This window comes from Paraburkholderia sp. CNPSo 3274, assembly GCF_024206475.1.
GTDB lineage: Bacteria > Pseudomonadota > Gammaproteobacteria > Burkholderiales > Burkholderiaceae > Paraburkholderia.
In genome coordinates this window covers 1-18,467 of the sequence record NZ_JAMBPR010000078.1, presented here as the reverse complement: position 1 = coordinate 18,467, position 18,467 = coordinate 1, and the positions used below count along the sequence as shown (strand labels likewise).

General features: G+C 60.4%; 23 protein-coding genes. 15 read left to right on the top strand and 8 right to left on the bottom strand.

The window, feature by feature from the left end; genetic code table 11:
* Positions 1–18 precede the first annotated feature (18 nt).
* From M3I54_RS44980 to M3I54_RS44975, 5 genes are all read left to right on the top strand, one after another.
* Entirely contained in the window at positions 19–150 is a 132-nt protein-coding gene (locus M3I54_RS44980; RefSeq protein ID WP_302056976.1) for a hypothetical protein, read from the top strand.
* Positions 151–185: 35 nt separating this feature from the next.
* Positions 186–1,403 (top strand): DUF1173 family protein, encoded by a 1,218-nt coding sequence (locus M3I54_RS35995; protein ID WP_254344386.1) that lies wholly within the window; start codon positions 186–188, stop codon positions 1,401–1,403.
* Between the two features lie 100 nt (positions 1,404–1,503).
* The gene (locus tag M3I54_RS35990; RefSeq protein WP_254344384.1) at positions 1,504–2,085 is read left to right on the top strand and encodes a hypothetical protein; all 582 of its coding nucleotides are present in this window, start codon (positions 1,504–1,506) and stop codon (positions 2,083–2,085) included.
* A gap of 2 nt (positions 2,086–2,087) precedes the next feature.
* Positions 2,088–3,089: a phage Gp37/Gp68 family protein gene (locus tag M3I54_RS35985; RefSeq protein WP_254344382.1), complete on the top strand. Its 1,002-nt coding sequence runs from the start codon at positions 2,088–2,090 to the stop codon at positions 3,087–3,089.
* 135 nt (positions 3,090–3,224) lie between these two features.
* Entirely contained in the window at positions 3,225–3,896 is a 672-nt protein-coding gene (locus M3I54_RS44975) for a Lar family restriction alleviation protein (protein ID WP_302059288.1), read from the top strand.
* A gap of 250 nt (positions 3,897–4,146) precedes the next feature.
* Here M3I54_RS44975 and M3I54_RS35970 read toward each other — a convergent pair whose 3' ends face one another.
* Positions 4,147–5,277: an integrase domain-containing protein gene (locus tag M3I54_RS35970; RefSeq protein ID WP_254344380.1), complete on the bottom strand. Its 1,131-nt coding sequence runs from the start codon at positions 5,275–5,277 to the stop codon at positions 4,147–4,149.
* A gap of 1,102 nt (positions 5,278–6,379) precedes the next feature.
* Between M3I54_RS35970 and M3I54_RS35965 the strand changes: the two genes are divergently transcribed.
* The 4 genes from M3I54_RS35965 (at position 6,380) to M3I54_RS35950 (ending at position 8,407) form a co-directional block, all read left to right on the top strand.
* Entirely contained in the window at positions 6,380–7,387 is a 1,008-nt protein-coding gene (locus tag M3I54_RS35965; protein ID WP_254344378.1) for a PRTRC system protein D, read from the top strand.
* The gene (locus M3I54_RS35960; protein WP_254316936.1) at positions 7,384–7,818 is read left to right on the top strand and encodes a hypothetical protein; all 435 of its coding nucleotides are present in this window, start codon (positions 7,384–7,386) and stop codon (positions 7,816–7,818) included. Before M3I54_RS35965 ends, M3I54_RS35960 begins: the two co-directional genes overlap by 4 nt.
* Before the next feature lie 185 nt (positions 7,819–8,003).
* A complete protein-coding gene (locus M3I54_RS35955; RefSeq protein ID WP_254316937.1) occupies positions 8,004–8,159 on the top strand; it encodes a hypothetical protein in 156 nt (51 codons plus the stop codon).
* Positions 8,160–8,191: 32 nt separating this feature from the next.
* The gene (locus M3I54_RS35950) at positions 8,192–8,407 is read left to right on the top strand and encodes a hypothetical protein (RefSeq protein ID WP_254316938.1); all 216 of its coding nucleotides are present in this window, start codon (positions 8,192–8,194) and stop codon (positions 8,405–8,407) included.
* A 74-nt stretch (positions 8,408–8,481) separates the two neighbouring features.
* On the opposite strand, the gene M3I54_RS35945 is transcribed toward M3I54_RS35950, so the two are convergent.
* The 6 genes from M3I54_RS35945 to M3I54_RS35920 all read right to left on the bottom strand — a co-directional run bounded on the left by M3I54_RS35945 (position 8,482) and on the right by M3I54_RS35920 (position 12,577).
* Positions 8,482–8,700, bottom strand: coding sequence for a hypothetical protein (locus tag M3I54_RS35945; RefSeq protein WP_254316939.1), 219 nt, complete (start codon positions 8,698–8,700; stop codon positions 8,482–8,484).
* A 96-nt stretch (positions 8,701–8,796) separates the two neighbouring features.
* A complete protein-coding gene (locus tag M3I54_RS35940; RefSeq protein WP_254316940.1) occupies positions 8,797–9,933 on the bottom strand; it encodes a primase-helicase zinc-binding domain-containing protein in 1,137 nt (378 codons plus the stop codon).
* A 200-nt stretch (positions 9,934–10,133) separates the two neighbouring features.
* Complete coding sequence (locus M3I54_RS35935; protein ID WP_254344376.1) at positions 10,134–10,775, bottom strand: single-stranded DNA-binding protein; 642 nt, start codon at positions 10,773–10,775, stop codon at positions 10,134–10,136.
* 12 nt (positions 10,776–10,787) lie between these two features.
* Positions 10,788–11,144 (bottom strand): hypothetical protein, encoded by a 357-nt coding sequence (locus M3I54_RS35930; protein WP_254344375.1) that lies wholly within the window; start codon positions 11,142–11,144, stop codon positions 10,788–10,790.
* Between the two features lie 455 nt (positions 11,145–11,599).
* The gene (locus M3I54_RS35925) at positions 11,600–12,028 is read right to left on the bottom strand and encodes a hypothetical protein (protein WP_254316943.1); all 429 of its coding nucleotides are present in this window, start codon (positions 12,026–12,028) and stop codon (positions 11,600–11,602) included.
* 111 nt (positions 12,029–12,139) lie between these two features.
* The gene (locus M3I54_RS35920; protein WP_254344373.1) at positions 12,140–12,577 is read right to left on the bottom strand and encodes a hypothetical protein; all 438 of its coding nucleotides are present in this window, start codon (positions 12,575–12,577) and stop codon (positions 12,140–12,142) included.
* Between the two features lie 359 nt (positions 12,578–12,936).
* On the opposite strand from M3I54_RS35920, the gene M3I54_RS35915 reads away from it, so the two are divergent.
* From M3I54_RS35915 to M3I54_RS35890, 6 genes are all read left to right on the top strand, one after another.
* Complete coding sequence (locus M3I54_RS35915; protein ID WP_254344372.1) at positions 12,937–13,656, top strand: nuclease-related domain-containing protein; 720 nt, start codon at positions 12,937–12,939, stop codon at positions 13,654–13,656.
* 162 nt (positions 13,657–13,818) lie between these two features.
* A complete protein-coding gene (locus M3I54_RS35910; RefSeq protein ID WP_254344371.1) occupies positions 13,819–15,120 on the top strand; it encodes a hypothetical protein in 1,302 nt (433 codons plus the stop codon).
* 77 nt (positions 15,121–15,197) lie between these two features.
* Positions 15,198–16,403 carry a FlhC family transcriptional regulator gene (locus M3I54_RS35905; protein ID WP_254344370.1) on the top strand — a complete coding sequence of 402 codons (1,206 nt, stop codon included), beginning with the start codon at positions 15,198–15,200 and terminating at the stop codon, positions 16,401–16,403.
* Positions 16,404–16,571, top strand: a complete 168-nt coding sequence (locus M3I54_RS35900; RefSeq protein ID WP_254316948.1) for a hypothetical protein — start codon at positions 16,404–16,406, stop codon at positions 16,569–16,571.
* Between the two features lie 13 nt (positions 16,572–16,584).
* A complete protein-coding gene (locus M3I54_RS35895) occupies positions 16,585–16,953 on the top strand; it encodes a hypothetical protein (protein WP_254344369.1) in 369 nt (122 codons plus the stop codon).
* A gap of 194 nt (positions 16,954–17,147) precedes the next feature.
* Entirely contained in the window at positions 17,148–18,179 is a 1,032-nt protein-coding gene (locus M3I54_RS35890) for a CAP domain-containing protein (protein ID WP_254344368.1), read from the top strand.
* A 76-nt stretch (positions 18,180–18,255) separates the two neighbouring features.
* Here M3I54_RS35890 and M3I54_RS35885 read toward each other — a convergent pair.
* The coding region (locus M3I54_RS35885; RefSeq protein ID WP_254343045.1) for an IS3 family transposase at positions 18,256–18,467 on the bottom strand (212 nt) is incomplete at its 5' end.

Sequence of the window (18,467 nt, the reverse complement as noted above, 5' to 3'; positions counted from 1 at the left end):
CGCCGCGTCCGTTACCCGATGGACGCCGTAACCCCCTGCGAAGGCGTCGTCACGCAGCACGACGCGGACAACGAGATGGTGACCGTGCTCAACACCAACGATGGTTCCTTCTGGCACTGTCCCCAGCGGCTAGTCGAAGTCGTGGCCTAGTCTGCTCGCGGCGCCCCAACCAGGAGAACCCCTTCATGTTCGAAGTATCGTTCGACGGCGAGCGCGTGCCGCTCACCGAAGTTCAGGAAAATCCAGCACGTTTCGCACGCCGACTTGAGCGCGCCAAGATTGTCCCCGGCTTCGCGCAGTGCCACTGCCGCACGGACGCGCCTCGCAAGCTCGTGATCCGCCGGTATGGCTCACTCTTTCATCTCGCCGGCTGGCCCGACGACGGCGTGCATCACGCAGAGGGATGCGAATTCCGCAAGACTCCGGGGGCCGCTGCGGGCGATGGGAGCGATAGCACCGCCGCCATCGTCATTGACGCGGACGGTCTGAATGTGCGACTGGATGCCTCACTGCTCCAGCGCGAAGTCGCGTCGGGACCCCGAGCGCGCAGCCACACGACATCCAACGGCACATCGCGCCGCGCCGCGCCCCTGCTGGCCTTCATGCAAACCTTATGGGTCAGCGCCGGCCTCAATTCATGGACGGGTACCAACGATCACCGCGGCTGGGGCGCGGTGAATTCGATGCTACTCGGCGGACTTGGTGAAAATGCGCGGATTAACGGCGCGTCAGCTCAGGATGTCCTACACGTCATGAGGCGTTACGAGGAGAGCGAGCGCGACGCGATCAACGCGGAATTTGAAAGGTTTCTCGCGACAATAACCACCGACGGAAAGGTATCGCGCCGCGCCCTTGTGCTCGGTGAAATTGGCGCAGTCGGCGAAACCAAATACGGCGCATCGATAACGCTACGTCAGCGCAAGTTGCGCTACTACGCGTCAAACGCGCTCATCGAGCAGACCACAAAGAAGTATGGCCACGCATGGCGCGCAATCGCCGAATCCACGGCCCGCGTCATTGGCCTTCTGCTCATCGAACGCACGACCAAAGGGCACCTGATCATCATCGATCTCGCCGCGATGCTCTGTTCAGCCGCATTCATTCCATGTGACTCGATCCACGAGGTCGCAATGGCCAACCGGCTCGTCGGCCTGAGGCGAGTCTTCGAAAAGCCCATCCGCATGGCCGAGGGCGATCAAATGCTGCCCGATTTTGTGCTGCTCGATAACGAGCCCGCGACGCACATTGAGGTCTACGGCATGAACGGACTCGCGAGCTATGAGGAGCGCAAGGCGAAAAAACGCGCAATGCGATTGGCTCGCGGCATACCGACCGTAGAGTGGGATGTCGATCGCCAAACAGTCAGACAGGCCAGGCTGCCTTCACCGGTCCAGCGCACTTGACTTCGTCCACGCTCGGTTAGGCTGGATTCGATCCGGCCCGGTTCAGCCCGGTCGCCAGACCCAACCTCGATCTCTCTATCCGACGCGAGTAACAGCGAAAGTGAACGACACAATCCAAACAGAAGGCAGCGACGGCCGTAAATTCGCCCACCAAAGAAATCACGGGGACGGCAGCGTCGCCCACGTCGGCACCATCGCGCCTGCTACGACAGCGCAGCCCGACGAGACATGCAAATGCCGACGACTTGGAGATTGGAGAGGTTTCCATCATCCGCTGTGCGATAAAGCCTACGAAGACGAGGCGGCTGCACCAGCGCAGATTGCCCTGCTCCACGCGAATGAAGCAACGTTGGAAGCGGACGCGGTCTGCGAATGCACACCTAAACCATCCCGACAACGAGCGGCACGATTGCTGGCGACGATCGCGGCTGCGCGGCTCGATCTGCTGAAACTGCCTCCCAGCAACGAACGAACTGGAGTTTCGATCGCGCTGGACGATGCCGAACTCCTCGCTCGCGAAGTGATCGACAATCCGGTTCCGGATTCCGTGCGAGCAGCGCTCGAGCGCATGTGCACGCCACTGGATAAGTCGTGGCTTTCCGGCGCAACCGCGCAGGCCGACGCACATTGCATGAAAGTCATCCGGGGCTATGTTCTCGGCAGCAAAACGTCCGGAGGTTGAGGATGGAAAACACAACCATCGAATGGGCCGACCACACTTTCAATCCGTTTCTCGGCTGCACGAAGGTCTCGCCCGGGTGCGACCACTGCTACGCCGAACAGTTGCTGGACAAACGGTTGCATAAAGTCGCATGGGGCTCTGGCCAGCCACGTCTTCGGACCAGCCCTGCCAATTGGCGTAAGCCGCTGACCTGGAACACGCGACATGACGACTTCTTCGCCATGCACGGACGCCGGCAGCGAGTTTTCTGTGCGTCGCTCGCAGATGTGTTCGACAACGCAGTCGATCCGGCGTGGCGCGCCGACCTCTTCGACCTCATCGAACGCACACCGAATCTCGACTGGCTGTTGCTCACGAAACGAATCGGCAACGTGATGTCGATGATCAACGAGACGGCAGCCCGCCGCTTCGACCTCGAGTGCCTGCAAGAACCACGTCTGCCCGATAACGTCTGGCTCGGTGCCACCATCGTCAATCAGACAGAGGCGGACCGCGACATACCAAAGCTGCTCGAGGTTCCAGCGCGCATCAAGTTCCTGAGCATGGAGCCGCTGCTTGGGTCTGTCGATATAAGCGACTGGCTCGCACCGGGCTTTCCGCATTGCGCGGGCTTCGAGCAAGGCGGGAGCATGGGGGACGGCTACTGTGCCCATTGTGCGGGCAACAAAAGCGATCCGATTCATCGACCTGGCATGCACGACTTCGTCGACTGGGTCATCTGCGGCGGCGAGAGCGGCCCACACGCACGTCCGACTCATCCGACGAGGCCGCGAGCGCTGCGCGACCAGTGCGCGACATCTGGCACTGCATATCACTTCAAGCAGTGGGGGGAGTGGGCTCCAGCGCCTGAAGTCGTCGATGCCGGCGGCCCGCTCTTTTATCGCTTCGAGGATGGCACATGGATGCAGCGCGTCGGTAAGAAAGCGGCTGGCCGCCTGCTCGACGGCCGGATGCACAACGATTTCCCCAACCCTCGCGTGCCGCTGGTGCCGTCTCCGGCTTGACCCGCAGGGGTGCTGAGTTTGCGGGCAAAACACCCGCAGAGCGTCGAGATACGCCCCTTGCACCGCTCACCTTGCGGTATTGAAAACTGGCGAAGCATGGATAATGGCGGCCTACCATTCCACTAACTACTCGCCATGTACGAGCAGCTCATACCTTGCGACCACTGCGGCGGTCGACCGACAGTTGGCCGCTCACAGCGCCTGGTCTCCAAACTCCCGAATCCACAGTACGACTACACCGAGTGGGGCCGCATGTCAGGGCCTCCTCGGATCGGCGACCGGCTGCCGCGTCCGCCTGAGGTCCCGAAGACAGCACCCCTGGTCTGTATCTACTGCGCGGACTGCGGAATGCAAACGCCATGGGAAGCTACTGGTCGCGACGAAAAAGCCGCGATGGACCGCTGTGGCGCCGTATGGAACAGACGGCTGATGCGCCCCGAAGCCGAGAAGAGCGACGTGCAGCGGCTCGTCGAGCGCGAAATTGGGGCCGCCGACATACCCGCTGTCCTCGATCTGCTATCGCGTACCGCCGGCAACTGGGAAGAGATGGGGCCGATGTTTGCGATGCTCGCTCGCCGCCTCGTGGATGCCACCGTTGTCACGTTTGACTCATGGCCAATCGACCCGGTGCTCAACGACGCGGCACGCTGGAGGAAACTGATCCAGCTCGCGAAATGGGTTGAGATTGACGGCGAGTCGTACGCCCAGTTCCCCAAAATCTATTCGCCCGCCGAGCACGACGAGATGCTATTCGAAGACCGGATCGCCGCCGCCGTCGATTCGCTGCCCGACCGCGACCGCTGGTAATCGCTCGGACAAGCAAAAAAAATAACCGGCCGCTAGGGCCGGTTGAATGGGTTCTGGGTGTTGGTTTCGAGGGGACCAGAACCTGAGAGACACGCCTTCATTGTGCCTCGCGGCCATGCCCTCTTTTTCCCCGTATCGTTGGTTCTTAAGTGCTCATTCGACGCTCCCCCGGGCCGCGTCAAGGCACTGCCATGATAGCCAGCGCGTTTTTCCCATCAGTGCGCCGAACATTTCTCCAGACAAATAGCGCCTACGCGTTGCCAAGCAGCCGATAGAGCGCTTGCCTGGAAATCCCAAGTGACCGCGCCGCGTGCGTCTTGTTTCCTCCCGCCGCCTCCAGCGCCTTCGCCGCCTCCTCGACGGTCGGGGACGGTTTCGCCAATCGCTCCTGGCGCGCGAACGTCGAGAGATACGCGTTGGCCTTCGTCACCCGACTATGGCCGGCAGCCTCGACAACGCGACGCATTGCCTCCTTGTGCACTTCGGGATCTGGCCGAGTTCCAGCGAGCTTCACGGGCGCAGGGACACCGCTCGCCCGCTCATACAGCTCCTGCAGATACTGATGACGCAGCCCGTGGCTTGTGACACCCAGCCCCTTCTTGTTGACGCCGTGCTTCCGCAGCACCGTCTTGTACCGGTCGACCCATTGCTTCAACGTGCGATCCGCGGGAATCGTCGAACCGGTCATCGGGTTAGCCAGCTGCGCTGCCTCCTCGAGCACCGCGAGTTGGTCTTCGATCCGCACCTTGCGCTCGCGGCCGCCCTTCGTGCCACGAGTGACGCCAAGGTTCTCGATATCCTTCACGGCCTCGGCCGGTCTCAGCAGGAAACTCTCGCTGATCCGCAGTCCGAAAGCTGCCTGAAGCTTCAATTGCACCGCCACCCGTGGGCACGTTGTCGCAATCTCCGCAATTTTTTCCGTCGCGTTGATACCGTTGCCCGACCATGACTTGTCTGCTTCGGCCACGTAGGAACGCTCGAGCCCGTTAGCCTTGCGATCCGCATAGTTCGCGAGCGTGCCGACCAGGTGTTCCTTCTTCATCCACCCGGCGAGCGTGCGCAGATATGTGAGCTTGTTCTCGATCGTCCCGCCGCTTTGCTTCGCATCCACCCAGCGCCGCACCAGCCACTCAATATGCTTCTGCCGCAGGTTCCACGGGCTCGTCACTGCGAAGCCGCCTCCACGCAGTTCGACCAGAGCGACGCATATCGCACGCACACGATGTTCCTGTGTCTTGATCGACAATGACCTCCCGCTGACTCGCGTCCTGCTGTGAACCGTCGCCACGTGCTCATCGAACAGGTCTATCAACTCCTGTGCAATCGCGGGCGTCAGCCGGTAGCCGCGCACCACCGCTCGAACGTTCAGTATCGCCGCCACTTTTTTCCTCCGTTGCCGTTGCGCTCCGCGCGAAGTTGCGCAGATTGCTGTGGCCAGGTCGGTGATGCCCGATGTCCCTGCCTGACATCGTTGCGGCCGCACCGACCTGACCGCTGTTACTGGCCGCCTGAGCGGCTTCGCCGATTCCCCGGCGCGGGGTTTGTTGCCTTCCTTGCCTTTAGCGATTCCATCCGATCAGCCCGACGCACGGAAGAGATGCGTTCCGACTGTCCACCTTGCTGCGGCACGGGCCGGATCGCGCTTCGCGCAAACCGCTTCCCGCGGTTACTGCCTGTGCTGCCTTGCCGCCTGCTGTGGCTACCCGACCGGCCCCCGGACGCGTTTCCGCATCTGGACACCACACAGCGCCGTCCGGCCTGTGGGTGCCCGGGCCAACTGCCGGGCAATTCCTGTTGCGCATTTTTGGTGACGGCTGCGCGGACCGTTCTATCTTCCGTACAGGGAGGCGCGAAACACTGGCGTGGCCAGCGTGCAGACTCTCCCCCGTTCCGAAGCACGTTCATCTCCGCCGCGGTGTATCGGGCTTCGTGAACGCACCCAGCGCTGTGGGCTGAAGGAACGTGTGTAAGGCGTATGAGACCGAGGGCGCGAACTGTCCAACTGTCCGCACCCACTTTGTCTCATTGCGCCGCATTCCGGCGGACACCCGCCGATCGTATGGATATCGCACTGTCCAGTGGTCCTCAGAGTGGGACAGGGTGGACTTGATCTGATTGAAAAAAAAGCCGCGTCACGGTGGCACGCGGACAGTCTTGGGAAGTTTGCCCTTGCGGGCGGGGGGGCGTTGGCCGATTTGGCCAGAAACAGGACGCGCGAAGTGCCATGCACTTCAGGTCGATGCGCCAGGGGCGCGACAGGTACTGACAAGAATAGGCGCTCGCTGCAATCGCCCGCGAGCAAAAGATGACCTGTTCCAGCGCGCTTTTGGAAACTTGACTTCCCACTACGCTCGATAGACTGGACTCAGCAACATGCCATTTCAAACTGGGCTCCACAGCCTTTTGAGATCCCGGATGAAGTCGGACTTCACGTCTAACTTTGCCGTTCACCCGATTCGTTCTAACCAGGGAACATAGACACCATGAAAACTGCAGTCTTCGCTATCGACGTTGGCTACGGCAACACCAAATACGCTCACCGCGCAGCGAGCGGCACGGTCGCGACGGGCATGTTTCCCTCACTCGCCCCGCTCGCTGCAACCCACTCGCTCTCTGGATTCGGTGAAGGCGTTCTCGCATCGCGAACGGTGGTCACTATCAAGATTGACGGGATTAACTATGAAGTTGGACCCGACGTTTCGCTGAGTGCTGCCTATGGCAAGACAGGCCGCGCTCTCGCCGACGACTACGTGATGACCGACAACTATGCCGCGCTACTTTTCGGCGCTATCCATTTTGCTGGCATCACGCAGATTGACCGTCTGGTACTTGGCCTGCCCGTGCACAACATGAAGAAGTATTCGGCCGCGCTCAAGGACCGCTTTGTTGGTGCACACGATTTCGGCCCCGGTCGAGTGGTCGTCGAGCGCGTCGTCGTGATCCCCCAGCCGCTAGGCTCACTCGTATTTGCTGCCAGTACGCGTGGCGACAGCTTCAATCGCGACGACGCGCATCTCGTCATCGACGTTGGCTATTTCACGACCGATTGGGTCTATGCGAACGGTTTCGCAATGGACGACACGCGCAGCGGCGGTATGCCTGGTGGCGCGTCACAGATCTATCAGCGCATCGCGCGTCTGATCTCCGTGGACGAAGACGATAACGTGACTGAGATTGAGCTTATCGACAAGGCGCTGCGCGAATACAAGCCTTTCCTTCTCTACGGAAAGGACGTCGATCTCTCGCCCTATCTCGAGAAGGCCAGTCCGATCGTTACCGACGTCGTGAAGGAAATGCAGAACAGCGTCGGTCATTTGCGGAACGTGCGATCGATCATCCTCTCCGGCGGTGGCGCGGGACTCTATGCATCCGTGATCCGGCATGCGTTCCCTCGCATTGTGATCGAGGTGATCGATTCCCCATGCACGGCCAACGCGAGAGGTTTCCTGCTTGTTGGCGAACGCCTTGCGAGCGAGCGCCGCGTAGCATGAGCGACAAGATCGAGATGACCGTCACGGTCAATCCACTTGTCTCGCCGAAGCTCTACCAGCGACTGCGTGCATGCAGCTCGCCGCGCGAGCGCGCAATCGTGTTCCGCGCGCTCGCTGAAGCCAGGCTATGGGACGAGACCATGGGCAATGCTCACCCGGTCGAGCGCGGCGCCCCGGACCGTCGAGAGGCGACCGCCGTACCGGTGTACATTCGGCAGGCGACCCCGGTCCCTCTAGACGTCGCGCCATCGCAGAATGCCGCGACGGGCACCTCCGCGGTGGTGTCGCGCGGCCCAATTGCCCCATCTACAACGAGAGCCGAAATGGGAGCATCGTCAGACGCGTTCCAGACTGTTCGGGTTGCCGACTCCGACGACTCCGGATCGGCATTCGGCGACGCGCTCAGCAATGAGTTTGCTCAGTTTGATTGAACAGGCGCTGCCCCTTTTCTCCCTTTCCCTACGTGTCCGCGAGCGTGCCGCCTATTAGGACCGAGGGGACGGTGGAAGGGTGAGCAGCGCCGCGCGACTTGACTTCAGTGTGGGCATGTCATCATCAAATCAGATGCCGGTGCAACCTCCTGCACCGGTACATAAACTTCAAAGGAGCAGTCAACATGGAATACGAACGTCTCTTCGCCATCCTCCACGGTCAACGCCTGGACGAGCCCCTCACCTGGGTCTATATCGGCGCGCTAGTCGCGGTCGCAATCGCTGGCTGGATGTTTGGCGGCGTGCTCTTTGACGGCGCCCACAACGTTGGGGAACAGTAATGGACAGGATTGAAAGCGCATGGACAACTTTCATGCATTGGCACTGGCTCGCGCGACGCGCGGCTGTCGCCCTCGCCTGCTATGTCGTGGCAATGCTCGGCGTAGCCCTCTACGCCGCAGGACTCCAGGACTCGGGCAGGCTGCTCTTCACTGCAGGCAGCGTCGGCTTCGCCTGGGCAGTGGGATTTCTGTACGCCGTGCGCACCGCGATCTCACTGCTTTTCACGTGTCGCCGCATGTTTTTGTAGATGAGGCGTTTCGTATGGACGAAAAAAAACGGCGGCTCCCGATGTGGGAGCCGCCGTTGCTTCTAGCGTTGGAATCATTGAACAGGCTTCGCCGATACGAACGAGAGCCGTCTCGTACAGAAGTCGAACGCAGCGTCGAAGGGTTGATCGCGAAAGACCATCTTGCAACTGCTCCGATCGAACACGTCGTAGCCAGTCGCGTCCGATTTGAGCACTGGCTGGTGCCCGTTTGCTGCACCGTTGGTGGCCACGATCGTGAACATGTTGCCCACCTTCATCTGGAAAAAGCTCATTTCAACCTCAAAAGAAAAGAGCCCGACGGTCCATCCCCGGCGGGGACGAATCCCCACCGGGCTGGTTCAAGAAAATGCCGGACTGGCCGGCGTCAATCAAATGGCCAGTGCCACGCGTGATGCGTGAGATGCTGGACGCCCCAGGGGGGCAGTTCCATGTGCTGCGATCCAGCGCGACTTCCATTGATCCGCGAAGTCAGTCCCACGTAACTTCGGTCGGTGCGGCACGACCGTATAGCCTTCAGCACGCAATCGTTTCGCGAGGACCAGGCCGGCACTCACGCCCGGCGACTGGCGCGTCCTCGGATCGATGTCATCGAAGTCCATGAAGATGTGCACGACCTTGATCCCGAGACCTTCCGGGACAACGAACTTCGAGAGCAGGATGCGGTTCAGGCAATTCCACACCGGCACACCAAACTCCATGTGTGCGCCATAGACTGTTTCCAGCCCTTCGCCCACACCGATCTCCCCGTCGATGGGGGACATCAATCGCACTGCGCCGCCCGCAAGCGGGTTGAGCGTCATGTCGTTGAGCTTCGCATCGAGAATCTCGCCGTCCCGCGACACAATCGTCGCCTTCGCAGGCTTGACCGGATCGAGGAAGGTGCGATGCAGCGTGCCAAGACACCCATCGGGCAATTCGAATCGCGCCACGATGCCCGGCCACTCGCCGAGCACCTTCTTGTCGTGGCGATACTCAAGCAAGCCAAGACGCAGCGCCGGCGACGGTCCGGCCGTGAGGCCAGGCACACGATCCTGCAGATAGCGCATCGACAGATCGCCCACAGCCTGAGGCTGCGCGCTACTCCACATGGCATCCAGTCGTCTTGCGACAAACGCCGGATCGGCCTTGCGCCTGGGCGCGGGCGCCGTCGAGTTGAGCGGCGCGCGTGACGTCGGCGGTGAGCCACCATCGAGCTCGCACATCAGTCGATACAGCCCCATGCGGTTTGCACGGGCGATCAGCTGAAGTCCGTCACCTGCCATCGGATAACCGTCATTGCACTTTCGGCAAATCCAGTCGCCGCGGCCGCTCTTGTTGTCATAGGTAAAGCGGTCATCGCCGCCGCACACCGGACAGGAACTTGCGTTACCGGTCAGGCAGTCGGCGGAAATGCCGTAACTCATCAAGGTCGAAATCCACGCTTCCGGGGAGAGTGTGAATTCCTTCAGTTTGCGTTGCAGCCACTCGTACTTCTCGGGTGGCAGCCCGCGTCCAGATGTACTCATTAGTCACTCTCCGATTTTTGGAAGTGGGTTGGGTCGGTGCCTGAGACAGGCGTGAAAACGCTTGCTCAAAGGAGCGGCCCACGCGAAGCGAGCGGCTCTTTTGAACAGTTTTCAGGTAGGCGAGGAAGCGAGGCGCGCGATATGCGCCGTCGACAGTGGGTAGGCGTTGCGCAGCGCACCCGAAGGCGCGCCACGAAACGTCAGGTGAGGATCTGCGGGAGTCGCAGATCGCTATGGTGAGCCCTTACGGGATTAGATAGCAGCCCATGCCGCACTCGGATAGAGGCCTCGAAAATGTCGTCCATTTCATCAAAGCCACCGCCGGCGGGCGCACGCATACCTGCACCGCCACCAGCCGAGGACTGGGGAGGCCTTGCCCGGGGCGGGACGCTGGAAGCTGCACGCGGTGAGCCGGAGCCAGCGTTGCCTCCATTGCGTTGGGGTCGCGCGGTTTCACGCGATTCGAACCCCTCGTCATCACCGCCAGGCTCACGATGCTCGCCACCGCTGCGGCCGCCGAGCATCTGCATCTGGTCTGCAACGATCTCCGTCGAATATCGATCGGTACCGTCCTGCGCCTGCCACTTGCGTGTGCGGATGCGCCCTTCGATGTAGACCGACGAGCCCTTCTTAAGATACTCGTTCACGATTTCAGCCAGGCGTCCGAAAAACGAGACTCGGTGCCATTCAGTCATTTCCTTGAACTCGCCCGACGCCTTGTCCTTGTAGCGGTCGATGGTCGCGAGACGGATGTTGGCCACAGCGTCGCCGCTGGGCAAATAACGGACTTCAGGATCCGCGCCGAGATTGCCGACGAGGATGACCTTGTTTACAGATGCCATGGAGTAACGCTCCTATTTACGTGTAATTGACCAGAGCCACTTGTCCCAAAGAACCTGCTGGCCATTTTTCATGATCGGGCGTCCGCCATCGGTGAACGCCGGTACCTTGATCTTTTCGAGACGACGAACCGAAACGGAATCACCAACGCGGCAGCCACTTTGCGCGATCGCATCCTTCAGGCCTTCACCCTGGAGCGTGCGCTCGCCCATCGCGGTTTCGATATGCATGGCGAACGAGGTGTAAAACGGCTTGCCCGTCGGTCTGCGGTTCGGAAATTTCTCCTCACCCCAGCCAAGGACCTTGCCGGTCGTCGCAGCGCGGCTATCGTCGCCGCGTTCGACGTGCTCTCGCGCCGCCCGCCGCCGCACGGGCGCATGCTGCGTTTCATCTTCGCCTGCAGCGCCCTGAGATATCGGAACTTGCGGCTGGTCCGGAGGGGTCGCAGTCGGCACGCCGTTCGCACGAATTGCCACCGAGATTGCGTCCTTGAGCGGAACGCGATGCTCCCGAAGGAGTGACCAGTGCGGTGCGACCTCGGGAAGAATCTTCGTCCCGAACGGAGTCTCGCGCGGCGTCTCCTCAAACGCGGGCCGGAACTGTGCAATACAGTCGCCCTCGTCAACGAAAAGATGCAACACGCCTCCGATCGTGACGAACGTCTCGTTGGATGCGCCCTGCCCGACTTCGCGCGGCTTCGTCGGAGATTGCGGTTCGCAGCGTGTTGGCGGTGCGCTAGGCATAGGCGATGCCTGGACACTGGGAGACTGTCCGGGAAGGAAGTCCGCGAGTACGCGAAAAAGATGATGTGTGCCCACGGTGCCTCCTACAGCAACGTGCCGAAACAGGCATCACGCAGCTCCTCGAGATCACGCTTGAGCAACGGCCTTTCCAGTATCACTTCCTGCAGCGTCTCGGGATCGACGCCGCCCACGCGACAGACGAACTCATATGGGATCGCAGTTGGCCAGTAGTTCATGATCCAGCCAAGCGCAGTGAAGTACGCGGAGCGGTCCACCCTGACGTTGCGCAACCGCGCATTGATCAACGATGCGCAGTCCATGAGTGATTCGGGCAGCGTTTCGCCGTGTCTGCTGTCAAGCGCGAGTGAAATCAACGCGTCGACCAGCGCCTCGCGAACGGCGGGACTCCAGTACTGCGGATCCGGGAGTGGATCGGGTTTAGGGGGGACGACGAGTACCGGAGAGGCCTCGCCGAAGATGTCGAGCTGCCATGCAGCGACTTCTGCTTTCATCGATTGCTCCGGTGAAGCCGGGCAATCGCATACCCTTGGCCGGGAATGGATTCCCGGCTTGGGCAAGGGGCCGCCGCGGCAATGCCGCGGCGGAGGGGTATGACAGGGTCCTTAGTCGGTCCCGGTCTTCTTCAGGGGGATGACAACTGCCGACTTGGCGTACTGCCGCGCCGGAGCCGTTTGAACAGGGGTTGCAGTCGAAGCAGGAGCCACTGCGGCAGCAGCCTTCTGTACCTCAGGTTGTGCCTGCTCGCGCGCCTTGTCGGCGGCTTCGCGTGCAGCTTCACGCTCGGTTGCCTCGAGGGCTTTCGCCTTCTTCTGCAGCCAGCGTACGCCAAGACCAACGAGGAAGAGGCTGACGAAGAACGACGTCGCAGCCAGATATACGATGAGGCACAAGGCGAGCACTTTGCCCGGGGACTTGAGCACATCCTTGATCAAAAGATTCAGCATTTTTCTCTCCAGAAAAATTAACGCACCAGGGGATAGCCAGGCATTGCCTGGAATTTCGATGCTCGTGTCGAGCAGGGAAACCGGCGCGTAGCGCATTCGCCGTGACCCATGGACGGGACACCGCGAACGGACTCGCGAAACGGAACGCAAAAGGAGGGGGCGGCACGGGTACCGTGCTGCATTTCGATGCGTGCTAGACGCGGGGATACGTTCAGGCTAATGGATCAATCGGGGTAGTGCGCGATCGAATGATCGCGAATTCCGGTGGGCTTACGTTCGGCCGTCCCGTTTTCAACCTTTCCGTTTAGGCGCCTAAACGCTTAAACCCGGAATGGTGCACTTTTTTTGCAGCTTTTTCGGGCTTATGCCCTGGCGCCGCCTTCCCCGCCCGGAGCGAAACTTGACTTCACGCAGACCCCGGCAGACTGGACTCAACATCACTACAGGGGGTCCCCATGCCTGGCATCTTCGCTGTTCTTGCGGTAGGTTTCGTCGGCTGGCGACTAATCCGGCGCGTACCGCGTAAGCGCACGCCCCGATTCAGCGACCGGTCACCCGCCACACGCGCTCACGCGCGCGGCGAAGCGGGCGAGGCAACAGTGCGTGCGGAACTGTGCCGCGTTCTCACCACCCTTTGCGGCGACGATTACTACCTGCACGACGGCGCCGTGCTTCTTCGCCACGCGCCGGGTACTGCCTTTCCGACAGCGGAGATCGACCATCTGGCAGTGACGCCGTTCGGCCTCTTCGTGATCGAAACAAAGAACTGGTCTGGCTTGATCGAACCCGGTACCACTTGTGATGAGTTGGTGCGTGTCGCCATCAATGGCGAGCGCGAAACGCGCCGCTCGCCCCTTGCCCAGAACAGGACGAAGGTCGCGTTCCTTTGCGCAAAACTTCCCAAAGTGTGGACGATTGAGGGGCTGGGTGTGTTCGCCGCACCGGACTGCACGCTTCATCCGGACCTGCCTCCTACGCTCATTCAGAGCAACGAACTGTCGCATTGCCTGCGACTAAAACGCCATAAATTCAGGCTTTCTGGCCAGACACCGGTCAATGTTAGTACTGCCTGGAAAGCAATTATGCTCAACGCATCAATCGACGCGAAAGATCTAGAGGAACACTACGAACGTGTGCGGGTTAACCCTAAAGTTGTTTTTGAAAATGCCGTATGAATAGTCGCGCGACTAAGCAAAAGCTGCATGTTTTTCATCATCTTTCGCCGGACCTACGCCGGAATGGACGCGTACGCTAGGCCTGTACCTGCGCGCGTACAACGAGTCCATGGCGGCGCGAACCAATAGCGCTCCATAAACACGCACGGAAAAAAAATGACCATGAGCAACAAGAAGCCACCTGTCGATCCCTCGTTCGATCCGAGCATCCCGGAGAACGACAGCAACAACAAGTCATCCAGCGGTTCCCTCTTCGATCCGTCTATCCCGGATGACGGCGTGACGCTCCCGGACGACGAAACCGGGATCAGCGAAGACCTCTACGAACGCCACCTGCCTTCGGATGCTGACATTGCTCTCGCGGCTCGCGAGGCATTTGGCGACAAGTTACCAGAAGAGGTGCTCCAGAACCTGATGCAGACCAGTGCCGAGATCAACGAATCGGTGCGCCGCATCATGCACGAGCACATGAATCTCGGGTTCAAGTTTGGCGACGTGATCCGCCAGGTCCAGACGAACTACATCCTCACGTACGGAAATTCCGAGAAGACCGTTGAACGGGCAAACAGGGAAGCAGTCGCCTATCTTGAAAAGCTTCACCGCATCTCGAAAGGCAAGATCCTCCTGCACCTGAAAGCCTACGCGCGATTCAATGAAAATAGCGACGCCGTAGAGTTTCTACGTCTCACCGATATGCAATATCTGCTGGCGAACGATGTGGGCGACGACATCGTCGAGCAGATCATCGCGAAGAAAAAGGAAGACCCGGAAATGTCCACGCGCACGGTCCGGGAGCTGATCGCGCTTCTTCGGCAGCAGCGGGACCGTATCCAGGCAGACAAGGAAGAACTGGCATCGGTAAATGACGAGTACGCCGGGCTGATGGAGCAATTCAACACCGCAACCAGCGAAACCAATCGCCTGAAACAGGAGATCGAACGGTTGCGTCTCCAGCAGAAATCCACGCAGGACGCCACCGACCGCCTTCGCAACGAACTCACTCTCAGCAGCCAGAGCTCCAGCGCGCTTCACCAGCAGCTTCACGACACGCAGGAACAGCTTGACACCGTGCGCCGTGAGAATCTCGCTCTGAGTGCGCGCAAGCCCGACATGCAAGACCCACAGGTGAAGGAAGACCTCAAGCGCCTCGAGGATCTCTATGACGAACTGCGAGAGAAAAAACGCGAACTCGACGCCGAGATCGAGGAAAAGTCGGAGCGGCGCGCGCAGCTCGAAGCGGAACTCGAAGAGGGCACTGCCGCAGTCGAAGCTGCACGACGGCTGGACGAAGAAATGACTGCGCTCGTGAAAGACTTCAGCACTTTCGCACAGCGCTACAGCAGCGCACAGCTTCTTTGCACCGCAGACGGCAATCCGGCCCGCTTCAAGCCGCTGTTTCAGGCTCTTGGCGACCTCGTCGGCAAGTTCCATATCGAGATCACCGCCGCAGTGAAGGCTGCATAACCCGTAACGAGTTCCGCGTTTGTGGCCACACCGAATGGCCGCGCGAGAGACACCGAAAATTATAAGAAGTGGAAAAAATGAGTACAGAACCGAATCACGTCAAGTCCGTGGATGACTACAAGGCCATCGAGCGGCTCTACCTTCCCCGATGGATCGCCGAACGAATCCGGGGCATCAACTACGATCTGGTCGATCACATCAAGGATGTCCTGATCTCGAACCCTGCGTTCAACGCGATCTATCGCGTCGAGGTCAAGGAGATTGTTCACCTGCGTCGCAACGAGAGTTCGCTGCGAAGCCTCCTCGGTGCGCCTTTTCTCATGCTCTCGCCATCGCTGCCGACCATTGAGGACTGGCGCTGCTTCGTCGATGCGACGCCGACGACGCGCGCGGTTGACGAACTGCGTCGCAAGATGCCGCCGGTGCGTGACGCGCTTACGACGCAGGCGATCCTGCATCACAACCGCCAGTTCCTCGACGTGATCCAGGCAGTAGCAAACACAAGCGTACTGAGCGCTCCGCTGCTCGGGATGACCCCGGACCTCGCTCGATACCTTGGCGAGCTGCCCGGATACAAACTGCGCACAGCGCTCGAACGCATCCGCGACCTGCCGCTTTTCCAGTGGCGCTTCACGACTCCGGCATTCTGGTTCGAGTTCACGGCGAACGATCTCCTTTACGACCAGGTCGCCCACCACATCATGTCCACGACGCCGTTTCGCGCCGGCGAGCTTCCCCACACCGCGAACTGGGCCGACTTGCGCCTGGGTCGGGAAACTCACGAAATGTACGCGGCCGCCCTCATGGCACACGGATGCCGTGCCAGCACGGCGGCGACCCTCTTTCGCCTGCCCCAAAGCAAGACCCGCCAGATGTACATGGCAATTCACGGAAAACCCTCCCCGTGCGGCAACCTGCCCAACTCGCTGCAGTGGTTCGTTGAGAGGCCCCAACAACGCCTGCACTCGACGGTGTTCATTTGGCTCTATCGTTCCGCGCTGAATATGGGCGCCAATACGCCCCAGGCGCTGATCGCCGCCGCGGATCTTTACAACCATCTGTTTCCCTCGGGACGCGCACTACTCGCCACCGATCGCGGCTACAACCTGACGCGAGCGATGGCCGCAGATGCACGGCTTTCGATCGCGCCATGCCGCGAATGCAGCACGCACTACATCGTTTCGAACAACGAGTCGAAGATCGAAATGCGCAACAGCTTCACCTGCCCGGCATGCAGCGACACCCTGGTGGGCCGAGTGCGACTCGCGAAGGGAGCCGTCTAAATGCAGAGTCACGAGCTTCCCGCCGGCCTCGTAGTCTTCAGCGCCGATGGCAAGGCGCAGTTCGGCTGGCAGAACCCAGAAACCGGCGCGTACTACGCCGAAGATGACGGGCACTGCATCGTTGACGCGGTCGGCGGCGTGCCGTGGCACGCGGGCTCGATGCACTAACGGGAGCGCTGTGATGAATGACCTCGCGTGGATGGTTCGCGACAGTACGTCGGCTTGGCTTCGCGGATACGGAGACCTGCGCTTCGACCAGTACGAGAGCTTCTATCGCAAGGCGCTCACAGGGGACGGTGCACCAAGCGAACTCGAACAGATCAACGAGGAATATGCTCGATGGATCGAAGGGCGACCGAGCAGGATGCTTTCACTGCTTAACCGTCCAGTGGTCGCCCACGCACTTATCGCCTTTACCGCGGTCTGGATCGGCGGGCAGGCGGTTCCCCATCTCGCTGGCATTGCGCCGAAGTCGACCGGTGCCCTTCTGGTCGCAGCATTCATCGGGCTGCGCGTCTTCCATCGAAAGCGCCGCAAGCGCGGAAATTGACGCAATTCGCATAGAAGCCCGCTTCACCGGCGGGCTTCTTCAGTTTTCGCTTAAAGAACTTTCGGATTCTTTCCGTTTACCCCTAGAGTGTGCCCCGCTTCCGCCACGGGAACTTGACTTCCGTTCCGGCCTGGCAAACTGGTATCAGGCTCGCGCGAGGGGCGCAGCTACAAACCACCAAGGACCTGAATAACATGAAATCGATGAAAATCACCGCGCTCACCGCGATCTCTTTCGCAGCCGCATTGACTCTTGCCGCTTGCGGCGGCGGTGGCGGTGGCGGCAACAGCGGCAGCAACAGCGGTAGCAGCAGCAACAGCGGCGGCACTTCGTCGTCCGGTGGTACGTCGAGTTCGGGCAGCCAAACAGTCACAGGCACGCAAACGACGCCGCAATACGCAGCTAACACCGCGCAACTTGCGATGTTTAACCAGGTGAACGCCTACCGGCAGCAATGCGGTTTCCCGGCAGTTCAGGAAAACACGGTTCTCGATCAAGCTGCGCAGGCGCACGCGATGTATCTCGGTCTGAACAGTGTCGTATCGGATACGGAAACGTCGGGACAGCAAGGCTTCACGGGTGTCACCTACCTTGATCGTGCTGTTCATTTCGGATTTCCGTCCGGCGCGATTGGCGGTGGCGTGAGCGCGAACTACTACACCACATCGACACTCACGGAAACGGAGTACGGCCAGAATCTGATGTACGCATGGATTGCGGGCGTGTACCACGCGCCGGTTCTGTTGACCCCGGTTACGACGATGGGCGTTGGCGAATATGAGACGGCGATCAGCGGCTTCCCGGCTGCATGGGGATCGTTGAGCCTTCTGAATCCGTCGATGCAGCAAATCACCACAAGCGCGCCTCTGACGTTCCCGTGCCAGGGCACAACCGGCGTTCCGTACAAGGAAACTGCCGAATCGCCGACGCCGCCGAATACATCGGGCGCATTTGGCACGCCTGTCGTTGTAATGGGCAACGCTACCGATACGATTGTGCTGCAAACGGGCACGATGACGGACCCCTCGGGCAACGTCATCAACCTGCAACTGCTCGATTCGGCCAACGACCCGAACAAGCTGATTCAACCGTATGAGGCCGTGGCTTACCCGGCTACGCCTTTGGCTCCGAACACCACGTACACGGTAAACGTGACCGGCACGGTGAACGGCAACACCTTCACCAAGCCGCCTTTCACGTTCACGACCGGGAACATGGTCGGATAACGAAAGCGATCATCCCGCCAACGAAAATGCCCCACAGAGTTTGTGAACTGACCCCGGAAAGCTGGACAGTATTTGGCTAGGGCCGAACGGGCTGAGTTCTGTACATCACAGGACTCAGCCCGTTTAACTTCAGCTTGATGCGTTGGTGATTGTAGTAGTGAATGTAGTGTTTGATGCCGGCCTGAAGTGCTTCGATGCTCTCGAAGCGAGTCGGGTAAAAGAACTCGGACTTCAGGGTGCCGAAGAAGCTTTCCATGGCGGCGTTATCGTGGCAGTTGCCCTTGCGCG

Excerpts from the sequence above, each read along its gene's own strand:
- M3I54_RS35895 (WP_254344369.1), top strand. The coding sequence starts at position 16,585 with ATGAATGACCTCGCGTGGATGGTTCGCGACAGTACGTCGGCTTGGCTT.
- M3I54_RS35915 (WP_254344372.1), top strand. The coding sequence starts at position 12,937 with ATGCCTGGCATCTTCGCTGTTCTTGCGGTAGGTTTCGTCGGCTGGCGA.
- M3I54_RS35995 (WP_254344386.1), top strand. The coding sequence starts at position 186 with ATGTTCGAAGTATCGTTCGACGGCGAGCGCGTGCCGCTCACCGAAGTT.
- M3I54_RS44980 (WP_302056976.1), top strand. The coding sequence starts at position 19 with ATGGACGCCGTAACCCCCTGCGAAGGCGTCGTCACGCAGCACGACGCG.
- M3I54_RS35910 (WP_254344371.1), top strand. The coding sequence starts at position 13,819 with ATGAGCAACAAGAAGCCACCTGTCGATCCCTCGTTCGATCCGAGCATC.
- M3I54_RS35890 (WP_254344368.1), top strand. The coding sequence starts at position 17,148 with ATGAAATCGATGAAAATCACCGCGCTCACCGCGATCTCTTTCGCAGCC.
- M3I54_RS35960 (WP_254316936.1), top strand. The coding sequence starts at position 7,384 with ATGAGCGACAAGATCGAGATGACCGTCACGGTCAATCCACTTGTCTCG.
- M3I54_RS35955 (WP_254316937.1), top strand. The coding sequence starts at position 8,004 with ATGGAATACGAACGTCTCTTCGCCATCCTCCACGGTCAACGCCTGGAC.
- M3I54_RS35950 (WP_254316938.1), top strand. The coding sequence starts at position 8,192 with ATGCATTGGCACTGGCTCGCGCGACGCGCGGCTGTCGCCCTCGCCTGC.
- M3I54_RS35935 (WP_254344376.1), bottom strand. The coding sequence starts at position 10,775 with ATGGCATCTGTAAACAAGGTCATCCTCGTCGGCAATCTCGGCGCGGAT.
- M3I54_RS35985 (WP_254344382.1), top strand. The coding sequence starts at position 2,088 with ATGGAAAACACAACCATCGAATGGGCCGACCACACTTTCAATCCGTTT.
- M3I54_RS35945 (WP_254316939.1), bottom strand. The coding sequence starts at position 8,700 with ATGAGCTTTTTCCAGATGAAGGTGGGCAACATGTTCACGATCGTGGCC.
- M3I54_RS35905 (WP_254344370.1), top strand. The coding sequence starts at position 15,198 with ATGAGTACAGAACCGAATCACGTCAAGTCCGTGGATGACTACAAGGCC.
- M3I54_RS35920 (WP_254344373.1), bottom strand. The coding sequence starts at position 12,577 with ATGCGCTACGCGCCGGTTTCCCTGCTCGACACGAGCATCGAAATTCCA.
- M3I54_RS35925 (WP_254316943.1), bottom strand. The coding sequence starts at position 12,028 with ATGAAAGCAGAAGTCGCTGCATGGCAGCTCGACATCTTCGGCGAGGCC.
- M3I54_RS35940 (WP_254316940.1), bottom strand. The coding sequence starts at position 9,933 with ATGAGTACATCTGGACGCGGGCTGCCACCCGAGAAGTACGAGTGGCTG.
- M3I54_RS44975 (WP_302059288.1), top strand. The coding sequence starts at position 3,225 with ATGTACGAGCAGCTCATACCTTGCGACCACTGCGGCGGTCGACCGACA.
- M3I54_RS35965 (WP_254344378.1), top strand. The coding sequence starts at position 6,380 with ATGAAAACTGCAGTCTTCGCTATCGACGTTGGCTACGGCAACACCAAA.
- M3I54_RS35900 (WP_254316948.1), top strand. The coding sequence starts at position 16,404 with ATGCAGAGTCACGAGCTTCCCGCCGGCCTCGTAGTCTTCAGCGCCGAT.